The organism is Gilvimarinus agarilyticus, assembly GCF_000832015.1.
Taxonomy (GTDB): Bacteria; Pseudomonadota; Gammaproteobacteria; order Pseudomonadales; family Cellvibrionaceae; genus Gilvimarinus; species Gilvimarinus agarilyticus.
Window position 1 is genome coordinate 1535142 of record NZ_JXCJ01000001.1, and the last position, 13887, is coordinate 1549028.

Consider the following 13887-nt stretch of genomic DNA (forward strand, 5'->3'; position numbering starts at 1 on the left):
TGAATGATTAGCTCAAGAGAAACCCTTGAATCCTGAGTGCGGATGTAAGGTTTAAGAATGATATTTCTAAATAATTCAATAAGTTAGTAGAGCTTGCACGGTAGAATAAAAAAGATTAAATTAAACTCTCACTTAACATTAGTCGCACTTTCCCCAGACAAGGAGCTGTCAAAAAATGTCTATTTTTTCTTATTTTTCAAGCATCTCCGAGCATACTTTAAGCCAGCTTCTAGCGGTGATAGGGTGCCGGGACAAAGTGCGACTTAGTCGCATGAATTAGCTGTTACATGCACGAATAAATTGAGGGAATATGAAGAATATATTCAAAGGCTATTATCATTTAGATAAAGAAGAATTTAAGTCCCTTTGGGAGAGTTCCCTATTTATATTCGATACAAATGTCCTTTTAAATTTATATCGCTATCAATCATCTACGAGAGATACCTTGCTAAAGGTTATGGAGAAGCTGGGTGAGCGTGTCTGGATACCCTACCATGTTGGCTTAGAATTCCAGCGAAACCGACTAAAGGTTATAGCAGAGCAACACAAACGCTTTTCCGAGGTAAGGGGAATAGTAAGTAAATCAATATCTGGAATGAAAAACGAATTTGATGGGTTGCAGCTTAAAAAGAGACATAGCCATATCAACCCTGATCAGTTGTTGGCCAATATAGAGAAGGTTCAATCTGATTTTTTTGAAGAGTTAAATAAACTCGAGGAAAAAAGTATAAGTGTAAATTCTGATGATGAAATCAGAAACCGAATAGATAGCCTATTTGGGAATTCCATTGGAGCGCCCCCAGAGGATCAAAAATCAATCGATGAGTTGTTTTCTGAAGGGGAGAATAGATACAAAAACAACATTCCGCCAGGATATAAAGATTCGTCTAAAGATGATAAGAATCCCGATGAATTTACGTACTCAGGTCTGACCTACAAAAGAAAGTATGGAGACTTGATCATATGGAAACAAATAATATCTCATGCCGCTAATAATGACCTGAAGAATATTATATTCATCACTGACGACAACAAAGCTGATTGGTGGTGGAAAGTTGATAGTGGAGGTTCTAAAACTATTGGCGTTCGACCAGAATTAAAAGACGAAATATATCGAGAAGCAAAAGTCGAAAATTTCCATGTTTATAATACGGAAGGGTTCCTAAGCTACGCTAACGAGCAACTCAATGCCCAAGTAACAGAGGAGGCTATCGAAGAAGTAAGAGAAATATCAGACGAAAGACAAGAGGCTATGTTGCGCCACCGCATGCTAAGACAGATGTCGGAATCTACGGAAAGAGCAGTTTATGAATGGCTCTCGCATAATTTTTCTCATCTTGAACATCATAGGCACAGAGACGGTGGGTTAGACTTCATTGGATACCGAGATGAGCATAAATATGGTTTCGAGGTTAGATTGGTCCAAAATCCCAGAGCAGTCATGCACCGGCTACAGGAAAAGATTTTTAGGTCTTACTATTTGTTAAATGAAGAGCGCTTTTATGAGGTGGCCATCATATTTGTGGTGCTGAATGAAGAAGCCATTCCTGAACTTGAACACCATATACGTAGACGAATGCCTGAAGTTCAGGGAAATTTGAGGATAATAATTGGTAGAGCCGAATACAGTGAAGAAGAGGGATATGTGTATGGGTTTATTCCATATACAGATTTTCAACTTGGCCATCGCATGTAACAAGGCGCTGCTGTCGGACAATTTTTCCGCTGCGCTTCAAAATTTCCGCAGAGCGCGGCGTTAGGCATCAGGATGAATATCGAAAACTCAATCGCATATTTCAAACAGACTTTTTACAGTGATGTAAAGTTAGATATGGAGCTCGATAAAGAAGATGCTCTGTACTGTCTTGATTACAGCGATGATTTTTCAGTGTTTTTCCTCTGCGATTGTGGTGATCACTATACAGTCATGCAGGAGAAGCACTTTAAAGATTCAAATTTGAGTGACGATGAACTGTTTGATATTGGAATAAGAAATTTAAGGGCGGTCGCAGAGAAAATTAAAATAACCCAGAATGAAGGGCTTCTCTATTTTTCTGGAAGCGGCGATTTTGAAGCTAGTTTACTACTTGTTTCAGAGATATGGAGTGACTGGCTGGTTGAATACTGCCCCAATGGTTATGTGGCCGCAATACCCGCACGGGATATTCTGGTCGTGTCCGATAAACGCGATGAATCAGGAATAGAAAAGCTAATTTCAATTATTGGGAGCATTTGGCCAGATGGAGACCATCTACTAAGTAATAGTTTATATCACCAAAGTGGGAAAAAATGGGTTCCATACAAAAATGCCTAACAAGGCGGTCAAGCCTGACGGCTATTCCGTCGCTTGTTTATGTGTCGGTCGCTACGCTGCCACAACACAATCAACTACATAGCCGCAGCTTACCGCGGCGTTAGCTCTCAATCGGATTAATCAGACAAAGGAGTATTAATGTCTATTCCTGAAAAAACAGTCGCTAGTGTTCTAGTGAAGTGTGCACGACATTGCAGTATTTGTAGAAGGTTTTCACCTTTACAAATTCAAGTGCACCACATTATCGAACAATGTGATGGCGGCACGCATGATGAAGACAATCTTTTGCCTGTTTGTATCGGTTGCCATTCGACAATTCATACGAAAACGCATATGACAAAAAATTTCTCTTCTAATGAGCTTAAAGGTCATAGAGATGAAGTTTACGACATGGTCGCGAAAGGGAAACTTCCTGCACAAGCACAAGTTACTAGCGGAGAAATGCATGCGTTATCTGTGACGATAATGGCGACACTTAAGGCTCAGAACGAAGATACAAAGTTATCGGAAACAGCTGCCGAACTCTTACTGGCAGCTGCATGTGAAGAAGATAAATTAAAAGTCCAAAAATTTGAGCATTCTTTTCATATAGCTGTAGGTGGTCAAAACTTTTTCTTGAAGGCGGATGAAAAAGAACAATTCCCAAAAGAAATACTTGAGTTGTTAAACAAAGGCTATGTGACTGTCGGGGGTGACTATGCAGAAATATCTGACTCCGGGATATCGCATGTACAAGAGCTTGTGAAAACCACTGCGAAATTCATTGAAAAGAAGGTTAAGTGTTTAAAATGTAGTCTGCATTCCACTATACATTCTTGGAATCCTGACTCTCATAGAGCAAAAGATTTACATTGCCCTGAGTGTGGCCAATCTGAAGGCGTTTTCGTAGTGTGGGCCCAACAAAGATTTGGCTTTATATTTGAGCAAGTTCCTGGCAATGCCTCACCTTGGGATATTGGTGACTTAAGTAAGCAAAGAGCTAACAAGCAAAGTCAGCCGGACGCGTAAACGCGCCGCTGCTTTGGGCGTTAGCTGAAAATAAACTTATGACCGACGAAAAGTTAACAAAAATTCATCTCGATATACCAGGAAACAATGAAGTGGCTGGAGAGTCATTTTGGGCTGAAAATCTCGATAATAACCTATATCGGATGCGCAACACTCCATTTCATGCATATGGCATTAACTTTTACGACATTGTGTATGCGGAGTCGGACTCGGAAGAGCTAACGCCTTCAATTCAAAATGTGCATAAGTATTGCGGGCATAAAACACTTCGCGTTATCTTTCTTGATGACGCATCCGCCGAAGAGCGTTCGGCAAAGTTATCCACTCTTAATGAGTTAAAGGCATACAATGAAAATGCAGATGGAACTCTGTTCGCAATAGATATTGAGCCGGAGGGTGATTACGGTGCAGTCTGTGATGTCCTTTATAAATGGGAAAATGAAGGTATATTGTCCTATGAAACCTGCGAGGCAAGGGAGGGCTTCGGCTTCGACGCCGAGTAAGCAGCTAACAAGCGACTGTGGTAAAAATAAAGCTTAAATCAGCGTATTATTTTTTACGCTTTATCCCAAGCTTTTTATTGTACCCCGTACCCCGTACCCCGTACCCCGTACCCCGTACCCCGTACCCCGTACCCCGTACCGCACTCACAACTTCGCCATAGCCTTAACATGCGCCACTACACTGCGCCCCAGCGCGGGCAAATCGTAACCACCCTCTAGCATCGAGACGATACCGTGGCACTGCTCGTGCTCGTCCACATAGGCGCGCAGTTTTTCGCTGACCCATTGGTAGTCTTGCTCGGTTAAGCTGATCGACGACATATCATCCAGCAAATGAGCATCAAACCCCGCCGAAACCAAAATTAACTCTGGGGCGAAGCCTTCTAGCGCCGGTAGCCAGTGTTCGCTAATGGCTTGTTGAAACTCCGGGCCTTTGGTTGTGGCCGGCAGCGGTACGTTGACGATGTTGGGGCGATTTACATCAATGTCGGTGTCTGGGTAAAACGGGTACTGAAAGCTTGAGCAAAACAGTACCCGGGGTTCATCGAGGAAGATGTCCTGTGTGCCGTTGCCGTGGTGCACATCAAAGTCGATGATGGCAATGCGCTTTAACCCGTAAGCGTCCAGCGCGTGATAGGCGGCGACGGCAATGTTGTTGTACAGACAAAAACCCATGGCGCGGGCGCGCTCGGCGTGATGGCCGGGCGGGCGTACATTGCAAAACACCACTTTGGTGGTGCCCTGCATGACTAAGTCGACACCCTGGGCGCCACTGCCGGCGGCGTAGCGTGCAGCCACTAAACTTTGCGGACTTAAAAAGATGTCATCGCCCAGGCTGATGCTGCGCTCAGCAGGTAAATGTTTTTTTAACCAGAGCAAATATTGTTGGTCGTGCACGCGGGCTAGCTGTGCGTCGGTGACCTCTATGGCGTCTCGTTCGCCCAGTACAAAACCCAACCCGCTGCTAAACAGTTGGTTGTGAATAGCCTCTAAGCGCTCGGGGCACTCGGGGTGGCCGTCGGGCATCAGGTGCTCTAGGCAGGCGGGGTGGCTGATAATGATTGCGGTCATAATTATTATTGTTGCACATTTTTAAAGACGGGGTTAGCGGCGGATTTGAGGGCGCCGCTAACCGGGTTTGAATGTTTAGAGTTTGAGCTTTATGCCTGCCCGGGTGAGTAGGGCGGTGATGCCCATCATGACAAACGCAAAAGCGAGTGACCAACTGATACCGGCCAGGCCGCTGTCGAAAAAGGCTGGGCGATAGTGAACCCCCGCCAGGCTTGCCGCGGCAATCAGAATGTATGGCAGGATGTACACCAGTAGCGGGTTTGCCGCCGCCGGTGCAAACAGTTGGCACCAGCGAGTGCGGCCGCGCACATCGACCATCCAGTAAGTGGCCGCAAATATAACACTGCAAAAGAAAATACTGAACAGCGCCCAGCTCGGCGTGGCCCAAATTTTTGAGATAGGCGAAACCTGCCAGCTGGCGAGCGCCAAAAGCCCGCTAACGATACTGAATGTCACCGCGCTGCGCAGTTTTAACGCACTAAGCTGAGCGTTATAAAACAGTGTGGACAGCAGCGCGCCGGCCAACACGATAGCGGCGTGTGTGTGGTTGCGGTTGTTTTCAATCACAAAGCCAAGTACCGCTGAATCGCTATTGATGGTCCCTAAAAGAAAGAATAGGCCGATAAAGGCGATAGTCGCGCCGGCTAAAATAGCGACGTGAAAGGCTGCGCTGGTTGCGTTAAGAGCCAATAGGTAAACGGCGCTGGCCAGCAAATAAGCCCAGCCGATTAACCCCAATATGCCCCACCACTGGGGTGACATACCACCGCCACCGCTGCTGCGGTACAGAGCCCAGAGCATTATCAGTAACGCCACGCCCATAAGTTTGGCAGCGGTGCTGGTAAACCGACCGGCATGCCTGGGGTACTGACACCAAATTAACAGTACGGCGGCGTACATCAACAGTGTCCAGGCTGGCATTGGTAGTGCCATGGCCGATTGATTAAAGCCCGCCTCGCTGTTCACCATGAACACGCCAATAATCATTAAGCTTAAGCTGCGAATGAGTACGTGATTAAAAATTCCGGGTAAGGTGGCGCCCTTGTTTAAGCGCGCGGCACTGGCAAAGGGGATGGACATACCCACAATAAACAAAAAGGCGGGGAACACTAAATCGACAAACGTCATACCGTCGACATCGGCGGGTAAGTGCTTCATCCAGCCGGGCACATTGCTAACGCCCGCCAGCTCGTTGACAAACACCATGGTCAGAATGGTGATGCCGCGAAACACATCGATCGCCAGTACTCGCTTGGCGGCAATAGCCAGTTGATTCATAGTAGCCCCTATTATTGTAAGTATTTAACAGGCTGTAGAAAAACTATCTGCGTGGTCACGGCAGCGTTAAAATCAGGCTCAAAATGCTCATTTATCGACTATAAGCTCGGCTTTGGCTTCCTGCGTCGCTCGAACACCTACATCCTTGTAGGCGTCCGCTTTTTCGCCCAATGTTGCCTTGTATTGTCTGCCTCGAAAACGTTTTTCAACAGCCTTTTATGCGAATGAATTGCACGCTGGCGAACCTTTCGCTGTTCGCCCGTCGGCTTTTATGGAGCGGGCTGCATCTAAGGGCCGAGTTAACGGCCCAACAGTTGCTCGAGCTTTTGGTTTTCGGTCTCGATGTGTTTGTAAAAGTCGGTATCGCCCAGCAGCGAGGCGGCAGCCTCATCAATAATAATCACGGCGTCCGGATGCATTTGCAAAGCCGACGCGGGGCAAGCGGCGGTGAGTGGCCCCTCGACCGTGGCTTTAATGGCCTCGGCTTTGGCTTCGCCGGTGGCGAGCAGCACCGCTTTTTTCGACTCTAAAATAGTGCCGATGCCCATGGTGATGGACAGTTGCGGCTGGTACTCGTCGGGGCCAAAAAAGCGCGAGTTGTCATCGATGGTTTCTTTGGTGAGCGTTTTAATGCGCGTACGCGAGGCCAGTGACGACGACGGCTCGTTAAAGCCAATATGACCGTTGCGGCCAATGCCCAGCAGCTGTACGTCAATGCCACCGGCTTTTTTAATATCTTGCTCGTACTGCTCGCAGGCGGCACGCGGATCTTTGGCGTTACCCGGTGGTACGCAGGTGTTGGCTTTGTCGATATCTACGTGATCGAACAGGTTGACGTTCATAAAGTGGCGATAGCTTTGCGGGTGATCGTCGGCAAGGCCGAGGTACTCGTCCAGATTAAAGCTGCGGGTCTTGGCAAAGCTCACCTTGCCGGCCTGATTGCGGGCAATCAGCTCTTTATAAAGTGCAACCGGGGTCGAGCCCGTTGCCAGCCCCAACACTGAATCGGGCTTTTGTGCGAGTTGTTTGCTAAAAATATCGGCGCCGTAGGCGGCTACGGCGGCGGCATCTTTTAATATGACGACTTTCATGTTGACTCCACAGAATTATGAGATTGATGAGCCCCGGMAACCCAGGTGTTGCGCACGTTAAAATCACTCTCAAAGTGCACCAGATCGGCACGCATGCCGGTGGCAATGTGACCGAGTAAGTTGTCTAGCTGTAAATACTGCGCCGGGTAGAGCGAGGCCATGCGCAGGCACTCGCCCAGCTCGACGCCAACGTCCTGATGGCAAATGCGCACGGCGTCGATCATGCCAATCGCACTGCCGGCGAGCCGGCCCTCGGCATTTACCAATGCACCGTTTTGCTCGTAGATAGTTTCGCCGTAGATCTCGAAGGATTTTTGTTCACTACCTACCGTGGACATCGCATCGGTGACTAAATACAGTTTGCCGGTGGGCTTGGCGTTGCGTGCCGCTCGTACCGCCCCAGGGTGAACATGATGGTTGTCGCAAATAATGGCGCACCAGGTGTCGTCGCTGTCGAGTGCCGCGCCGACTACGCCGGGCTCGCGACCGGTTAGCGGGCGCATGGCGTTGTATAAGTGGGTAAAGCCGCTAATACCCTCCTCAATACCCGCCATCACTTGTTCGTACTGGGCGTTGGTGTGGCCCGCGCAGACGATTAAACCGGCATCGACCAAGGTTTTAATCTGGCCCGGATGAGCGTGCTCGGGTGCCAGTGTAATCATGGTTTTAAAGTTGCCGTCGATCTCGGTTAGCCAGGCGGTGTCGGCTGGCTCCATCTCGCGGATATAGCGGGCATTGTGGGCACCGCGTTTTTCCATATCAAAAAACGGCCCCTCGATATGAATACCCAGCACGCCGTGCATGCCTTGAGCTACCGCATCGCGCACGGCGCTAACGCCCGCCTGATGGGTGTCGCGGGTATCGCTAATCAGCGTGGGCAGCATGCTGGTTGTGCCCGTGGGGCGATGGCCATTAAGCATAGTCTGCAGCGCGCTTACGCTGGTATCATTGGTAAAGAACGCGCCCCCTCCGCCGTTAACCTGCAGGTCGATAAACCCCGGGGCGAGAATGCCTCCGTTGAGATTAATAATCTCACACTCTTGGACAACGTTGTCATTTTCGGCCATTAAAACCAGCTTTTCGCCGTCGATAATCAGTGCCTGATTGTCGATAAACTTGTCGCCTGTAAATATTTTGGCGCCTACAAGTGCTTGTTTCATAACAATATTTACCTTTTTTGGTGGTAAACAAGGGCGGCGTATGCGCTACCTTAGGGCTTGCTCTTTGCCCTATTATTGATCGTTTTAGGCCTGAGTTGCAATCCATAGTGGCGATTTTCACTCAGTGCTGAGGGAGCGGAGGTCATCCAGTATGATTGGTATGACCAGATGGGTTGACCAAATAGGGTGTGGCGGCTAGACTGGCGCCATTAACGCTTTACCCATGCGGGTCGAGGCTCTGAGTCATACACGGTATGCCAGAGTGTCAGATGTCCACTATTCAGAGAGTCCTATCATGAAAATTGCACTGATGAACGAATTCAGCCAGGCCGGCAAAAACCCCATTATCCTTAAAGAGCTGGAAGACGTCTCGGCAGAGCAAGGTCACAGTGTCTTTAACGTGGGTATGTCGGGCGACAATGATCACCGCCTGACTTATATTCACTTGGGCATTATTGCCGGCTTACTGCTTAACTCTAAAGCCGTTGATTTTGTGGTGAGCGGTTGCGGTACCGGGCAGGGCGCCTTGATGTCGTTGAACGCTTACCCAGGCGTATACTGCGGCTACTGCATCGACCCGGCCGATGCCTATTTGTTTGCGCAAATTAATAACGGTAATGCGCTGGCGCTGCCTTTTGCCAAGGGCTTTGGCTGGGGCGCCGAGCTCAATGTGCGTTACATTTTTGAAAAGGCGTTTACCGGTGTAACGGGGCAGGGTTACCCGCCAGAGCGTCGTGAGTCGCAAGTGGCTAACGCCGGAATCTTAAACGGCATTAAAGAGGCGACCGGCAAGAGCTTTTTGGACGGCCTGCGGACAATCGACCCTGAGCTTGTGAAAACCGCCGTTGGCGGCGAGCGCTTTCAGCAGTGCTTTTTTGATAACTGTCAGGACGCCGAAATTGAAGCGTTTGTGCGCGAGGTGTTGGCCGCTTAAGCTGGCGTTACCGCCCATAAAAAAAGCCCAGCTTATGCTGGGCTTTTTTTGTGTCTCGGGTGCCGCCGAATGATTAACCGTGGTTAATCACCATAACGTCTGTATCCAGGGCGTCGATCAAGCGCTCAGCGGTATTGCCGCGGCGGGKTTTTGTCATGCCATTTTGTCCCAGGGTCCCCATGACCACCAGGTCGGCACTCAGATCTTCGGCAACTTTAGACACCACGTCCGAGGTGTAGCCGTTGTCTACGTGAATTCGCTCAGTAGGCACACCGGTCTCGTTGGCCAAGCGGCCGCGATCGGGGTAATTCAAGGAGTCCATGTAGCCATTCACCACGTGCAGCTCGGCGTTGTACACCTCGCAAAAGTGGCGGGCAGCGGCCAAAATTTTCTCGTTGAGCTCGATTTGCACATCGCGTACTGCCTGAAAGTTAACCGCAGCCAGAATCTTTTTACGGGCCGTGTGAGCACTTGGGCGAATCAACACTACCGGGCAGGCGGCGCCTTTTAACAGCTCCCACTTAGACTCGGTAAAGAAGAAGCGACGGCTGGCGGTTTTGGCGTGCACCGGAATATAAATTAGGTTGGCGTTGGCGCGCTTAGCGGATTGCATAATCGACTCTTGCCACTCAGATGACCAAGAAACCTCGATTAAGTGTTCCACACCGGCGTTGTTAAGAACACTGCGAATTTGTTCTTCAAACCAGCCCTGATCGCGTACCAGGTTGGCATTGTAGGCGCGCGTGTCTACCGCGTCGCCATCGACAGCGACAAACACATGGACAAAGGGCTTAACCTCTTGCAGTTGTGATGTCAGTGCGACACGCTCCAGAGCGACGTGTTGCTCGTCGTTGGGATCCACTACTACAAACATTATTTGCTGCTTGGACATGGGTTCTCCTACTGTTTCCCTTTGATCGTACCATTTGTTATTGATTATCGCGCATTAGTGGCGCGTTGTCAGTGGCCAAGCATAGCAAGTTGGTCGGCGCGTGAATAGCGGCGTACCTCCCAAGTTACGGTACAATGGCTAAGTTATGTTGACTATTTAGGAGTGGGCGTATGCCGCAATTGATTTCTACCGGTTTTGATGAGTTGAGCTTAGGGCAGGAAGAAACCTTTGAGCGCACCTTAACCGCCGAGGTGATTCGTCAGTTTGCCGTTGTCAGCGGCGATGTAAACCCAGTACATTTAGACGCCGAGTACGCTGCCGGTACGGTGTTTGGCGAGCCTATTGGTCATGGAATGTGGCTGGGCGCGCTGGTTTCGGCGGCTATTGCGACCCGGTTACCCGGGCCCGGCTCTGTGTATCGCGCTCAGCAGCTGCAATTTAAGCAGCCCATTAAAGTGGGGGATACGGCGGTGGTGACCTTGACGGTTAAAGAGCTTAAGGCGCGCATGCGCCTGGTGGTGATCGACTGTAAAGTACACAACCAGCAAGGTACGCTACTGGCGCGCGGAGAGGCCGAGGTGATTGCACCGGCGGCGAGCGGCCGCATCGATGCGCCGGAGCTTTCGCAGCTTTAACTTTAGGCTTCGGATGGCATCCAGCCGCCCAGCTCTTGCCAGCGATTAACAATTAGGCAAAACAGCTCGGCCGTTTTTTCGGCATCGTAGGCGGCGGAATGCGCGGCGCTATTGCTGAACTCGATACCGGCCAGCTGACAGGTTTTGGCCAACACCGTGTGACCGAAAGCCAGGCCCGATAGTGTTGCGGTATCAAAGCATGAAAACGGATGAAAAGGATTGCGCTTGATTTCGCAGCGGTTGATCGCGGCATTGATAAACCCCAGATCGAAGTGAGCGTTATGGCCCACCATCACCGCGCGGGTGCAGCCCTGCTCTTTTACCGCGCGCCTTACCCCTTGTAGCAGCTCTATCATGGCCATGGGTTCCGGGTCAGCAAAACGGTCGGGGCTGTCTAAGTCGATCCCCGTGAAGTCGAGTGCCGACTGCTCGATATTGGCGCCATCAAACGGCTCGATATGATAGGCGAGGGTTTGGTCCGGCAGCAGCAGGCCATTGTCGTCCATGGTTAGGGTGACTGCGGCCACCTCCAGTAGCGCATCGCGGCCACTGTTAAAGCCCCCGGTTTCCACATCGACTACCACGGGTAAAAAACCGCGAAAGCGCTGGGCCATAGGCGAGCTGGTGTCTCGGTCAAACTCGGGGGGCGTGGGGTTCACTTGGCTTCCTTAAATATAGGCTCTGGTTCGTGTCAGGATTAAAGCTCTGGTGCGCTGAGCACACCAGGGGTGTTTACTGGCTGGATTTGATCTGCCAGTTAAGGGTTTCACTGGCGCACAGTGGGACAATATTTTCATCTAAGTATGGCAGCGTGGCGGGTAGTTGCCACGGCTGTTTTACCAGCGTAATTGTCTGTTGGTTACGCGGCAATCCATAAAAGTCGGCGCCAAAGTGGCTGGCAAAGCCTTCGAGCTTATCCAGCGCTCCGGCGGCGTCAAAGGCCTCGGCGTAAAGTTCGATGGCGCTGTAGGCGGTGTAACTGCCAGCGCAGCCACAGGCCGCTTCTTTTTTACTTTTGGCGTGTGGTGCCGAGTCGGTGCCTAAAAAGAACTTGGGGTTGCCACTGATAGCGGCCGCCATTAAAGCCTCTTGGTGGCTTTGGCGCTTCAGGATCGGTAGGCAATAGTAGTGTGGCCGAATACCGCCTGCGAGCATGTGGTTGCGGTTGTAAAGCAGGTGGTGAGCGGTAATGGTCGCCCCAACGGTGGGGCGGGCGGCTTTTACAAACTCGGCAGCGTCGCGGGTTGTGATGTGCTCCAGCACGATTTTCAGCTCGGGAAAATCATCCACAACTTTGCTTAGCGAGCGCTCGAGAAAGGTTTTTTCACGATCAAAAATATCGATGCTCGAGTCGGTAACCTCGCCGTGAATTAGCAGGTAAACCCCTTCCTCTTGCATGGCCTCCAGCGCCGGGTACAAGCGCGCAAGGTCGGTCACCCCCGAGTCGGAGTTGGTGGTGGCACCCGCCGGGTAGAGCTTGCCGGCTACCACGCCGGCAGCGCGTGCGGCGCGGATATCCTCGGCGCTGGTGTTATCGGTTAGGTAGAGCACCATCAGAGGCTCAAACTTAACGCCGCTGGGCGCGTGTGCAAGAATGCGCTCGCGGTAGGCCATTGCCTGAGAGGCATGCAGTACCGGCGGTACCAGGTTTGGCATGACAATGGTGCGGGCAAATTGCCGTGCAGCATCGGGCACGGTCCGGGCCAGCGAGTCACCATCGCGCAGGTGAATGTGCCAGTCGTCGGGGCGAGTAATCGTCAATTCTTGGGTCATGGTGTGAGCTTTTGTCGGTAAAGGCTCGCATCCTAGCAAAAATGCCGCTAAAGCGCAGCCGTCTTGGGCCGATACCCCCTACAGACTTGGTGTTTAGAGTGCGACCGTTGTTTGGCGGGCGATTGTAAGGGTGGAGATTTGAGGTGATGAGCTAATGGTGTTGTGTAAGGCCCGACAGCGGTTTGTCTCGCTCGCCGCGCTATTGGCGCTGGCGCCAGCGGCGCTCGCCATTACCTTTGAGGCGCCTATGGAGCTGAGCCGCTGGCAGGTTGATGCCAGCGCGTTTGCCTGTAAGCTCTATCAGCCGCTTAATCGCTATGGCGAGGCGGTGTTTTTACGCCGTGCCGGTGAGCCTCAGCGTTTTTACCTGCGCGAGCAAAACCGTCAGTTTGCCGGAGGCGAGGCGCAGTTGTTGGCCCAGGCGCCGCGCTGGGAGGGCAGTGGTGTACAGCGCCAGCTGGACTCGGTGCCGGTGGTGTCGGGCGACGAACCTATTCGTATGGATTGGCTCGAGTCTCAGCGACTTATTGGCGAACTACAACAGGGGCAGCAACTCATGTTTGCCCACTACGCCTGGTACGAAGAGGCCACCCCGGTGAATGTCGTGTTAGAGCCCATTCGGTTCCGTTTGGCGTTTGAAGAGTTTCAGCAGTGCCTGGGTGGTTTGCTACCGGTTAACTACGATCAGGTGCGCCGCAGCAGTGTTGCGTTTGTGGGCGGTGCGCCGGAGTTTGAGCCCGATCAGCAGCCGCTGCTGGATAATATTATTCAGTATATCTTGGCCGATGAGTATGTCACCACTGTGGTGATCGACGGCCATACCGATGGCCAGGGCTTGCGCGCCGATAATTTAGAGCTGTCTAAAAAACGCGCCGAGTTTGTCGCCGCCTACCTCAAAGAGCGTGGGGTGACGGAAGATATGGTGCAGGTACGTTGGCACGGCGAGCGTTACCCTATCGGCTCCAACCGTACGGCAGAAGGTCGCGCAGAGAACCGCCGGGTGACCTTACGAATTGATCGGTTTGAGCCTAAAGGCCAAACGTTGGAGGCGCGCCGCCAAGAGCCTGTATCGGAGCCATCCCAAGACGAATCCGAGTCGTCGCAGTCGTAACTCGCCGTATCCGTCCCCTGTTATTTCGCACGACTTTAATCCGGGTAATTTTTTAACGCCCCCGGAATCTTTGCCTCCTGTGTGTGTCCAAACGCCCGTAACGTAAGTCGGCCGCGC

General features: G+C 51.1%; 14 protein-coding genes. 7 read left to right on the forward strand and 7 right to left on the reverse strand.

Features of this window, described 5'->3' with window-relative positions; genetic code table 11:
- Positions 1-310: 310 nt before the first annotated feature.
- The 4 genes from SD69_RS06645 to SD69_RS06660 all read left to right on the forward strand — a co-directional run bounded on the left by SD69_RS06645 (position 311) and on the right by SD69_RS06660 (position 3825).
- A complete protein-coding gene (locus SD69_RS06645; protein ID WP_052480949.1) occupies positions 311-1696 on the forward strand; it encodes a PIN domain-containing protein in 1386 nt (461 codons plus the stop codon).
- 72 nt (positions 1697-1768) lie between these two features.
- Complete coding sequence (locus tag SD69_RS06650; RefSeq protein WP_041522586.1) at positions 1769-2314, forward strand: DUF1444 family protein; 546 nt, start codon at positions 1769-1771, stop codon at positions 2312-2314.
- A gap of 138 nt (positions 2315-2452) precedes the next feature.
- Positions 2453-3322 (forward strand): HNH endonuclease, encoded by an 870-nt coding sequence (locus tag SD69_RS06655; RefSeq protein WP_084591504.1) that lies wholly within the window; start codon positions 2453-2455, stop codon positions 3320-3322.
- A 38-nt stretch (positions 3323-3360) separates the two neighbouring features.
- On the forward strand, positions 3361-3825 hold the full coding sequence (locus tag SD69_RS06660) for a DUF4265 domain-containing protein (RefSeq protein ID WP_041522588.1): 465 nt from the start codon (positions 3361-3363) through the stop codon (positions 3823-3825).
- Positions 3826-3969: 144 nt separating this feature from the next.
- Here SD69_RS06660 and SD69_RS06665 read toward each other — a convergent pair whose 3' ends face one another.
- From SD69_RS06665 to nagA, 4 genes are all read right to left on the reverse strand, one after another.
- Positions 3970-4896 (reverse strand): histone deacetylase family protein, encoded by a 927-nt coding sequence (locus tag SD69_RS06665; RefSeq protein WP_041522589.1) that lies wholly within the window; start codon positions 4894-4896, stop codon positions 3970-3972.
- A gap of 75 nt (positions 4897-4971) precedes the next feature.
- Positions 4972-6174: a DUF5009 domain-containing protein gene (locus SD69_RS06670; RefSeq protein WP_041522590.1), complete on the reverse strand. Its 1203-nt coding sequence runs from the start codon at positions 6172-6174 to the stop codon at positions 4972-4974.
- A 299-nt stretch (positions 6175-6473) separates the two neighbouring features.
- Entirely contained in the window at positions 6474-7265 is a 792-nt protein-coding gene (nagB, locus tag SD69_RS06675) for a glucosamine-6-phosphate deaminase (RefSeq protein WP_041522591.1), read from the reverse strand.
- Positions 7262-8425 carry an N-acetylglucosamine-6-phosphate deacetylase gene (gene nagA / locus SD69_RS06680; protein ID WP_041522592.1) on the reverse strand — a complete coding sequence of 388 codons (1164 nt, stop codon included), beginning with the start codon at positions 8423-8425 and terminating at the stop codon, positions 7262-7264. Before nagA ends, nagB begins: the two co-directional genes overlap by 4 nt.
- 295 nt (positions 8426-8720) lie before the next feature.
- On the opposite strand from nagA, the gene SD69_RS06685 reads away from it, so the two are divergent.
- The gene (locus SD69_RS06685; protein ID WP_041522593.1) at positions 8721-9359 is read left to right on the forward strand and encodes an RpiB/LacA/LacB family sugar-phosphate isomerase; all 639 of its coding nucleotides are present in this window, start codon (positions 8721-8723) and stop codon (positions 9357-9359) included.
- 73 nt (positions 9360-9432) lie between these two features.
- Here the strand turns inward: SD69_RS06685 and SD69_RS06690 are convergent, their stop codons facing one another.
- Positions 9433-10251: a universal stress protein gene (locus SD69_RS06690; RefSeq protein WP_041522594.1), complete on the reverse strand. Its 819-nt coding sequence runs from the start codon at positions 10249-10251 to the stop codon at positions 9433-9435.
- A gap of 170 nt (positions 10252-10421) precedes the next feature.
- Here SD69_RS06690 and SD69_RS06695 point away from each other — a divergent pair, with 170 nt between their 5' ends.
- Positions 10422-10886, forward strand: a complete 465-nt coding sequence (locus SD69_RS06695; RefSeq protein WP_041522595.1) for a MaoC family dehydratase — start codon at positions 10422-10424, stop codon at positions 10884-10886.
- Positions 10887-10888: 2 nt separating this feature from the next.
- Here SD69_RS06695 and rnt read toward each other — a convergent pair whose 3' ends face one another.
- Complete coding sequence (gene rnt / locus SD69_RS06700; protein WP_041524527.1) at positions 10889-11500, reverse strand: ribonuclease T; 612 nt, start codon at positions 11498-11500, stop codon at positions 10889-10891.
- Between the two features lie 118 nt (positions 11501-11618).
- Positions 11619-12659: a dihydroorotase gene (pyrC, locus tag SD69_RS06705; protein WP_041522596.1), complete on the reverse strand. Its 1041-nt coding sequence runs from the start codon at positions 12657-12659 to the stop codon at positions 11619-11621.
- Between the two features lie 154 nt (positions 12660-12813).
- Here pyrC and SD69_RS06710 point away from each other — a divergent pair, with 154 nt between their 5' ends.
- Positions 12814-13770 carry a MotY family protein gene (locus SD69_RS06710; protein WP_052480950.1) on the forward strand — a complete coding sequence of 319 codons (957 nt, stop codon included), beginning with the start codon at positions 12814-12816 and terminating at the stop codon, positions 13768-13770.
- The last annotated feature ends 117 nt before the right edge of the window (positions 13771-13887 follow it).

What these genes read in the sequence shown, in the direction of transcription:
- pyrC (WP_041522596.1), bottom strand. Translation starts at nt 12,659, where the DNA reads ATGACCCAAGAATTGACGATTACTCGCCCCGACGACTGGCACATTCAC.
- SD69_RS06695 (WP_041522595.1), top strand. Translation starts at nt 10,422, where the DNA reads ATGCCGCAATTGATTTCTACCGGTTTTGATGAGTTGAGCTTAGGGCAG.
- SD69_RS06660 (WP_041522588.1), top strand. Translation starts at nt 3,361, where the DNA reads ATGACCGACGAAAAGTTAACAAAAATTCATCTCGATATACCAGGAAAC.
- SD69_RS06645 (WP_052480949.1), top strand. Translation starts at nt 311, where the DNA reads ATGAAGAATATATTCAAAGGCTATTATCATTTAGATAAAGAAGAATTT.
- SD69_RS06670 (WP_041522590.1), bottom strand. Translation starts at nt 6,174, where the DNA reads ATGAATCAACTGGCTATTGCCGCCAAGCGAGTACTGGCGATCGATGTG.
- nagB (WP_041522591.1), bottom strand. Translation starts at nt 7,265, where the DNA reads ATGAAAGTCGTCATATTAAAAGATGCCGCCGCCGTAGCCGCCTACGGC.
- rnt (WP_041524527.1), bottom strand. Translation starts at nt 11,500, where the DNA reads ATGGCCCAGCGCTTTCGCGGTTTTTTACCCGTGGTAGTCGATGTGGAA.
- SD69_RS06655 (WP_084591504.1), top strand. Translation starts at nt 2,453, where the DNA reads ATGTCTATTCCTGAAAAAACAGTCGCTAGTGTTCTAGTGAAGTGTGCA.
- SD69_RS06685 (WP_041522593.1), top strand. Translation starts at nt 8,721, where the DNA reads ATGAAAATTGCACTGATGAACGAATTCAGCCAGGCCGGCAAAAACCCC.
- SD69_RS06650 (WP_041522586.1), top strand. Translation starts at nt 1,769, where the DNA reads ATGAATATCGAAAACTCAATCGCATATTTCAAACAGACTTTTTACAGT.
- SD69_RS06665 (WP_041522589.1), bottom strand. Translation starts at nt 4,896, where the DNA reads ATGACCGCAATCATTATCAGCCACCCCGCCTGCCTAGAGCACCTGATG.
- SD69_RS06710 (WP_052480950.1), top strand. Translation starts at nt 12,814, where the DNA reads ATGGTGTTGTGTAAGGCCCGACAGCGGTTTGTCTCGCTCGCCGCGCTA.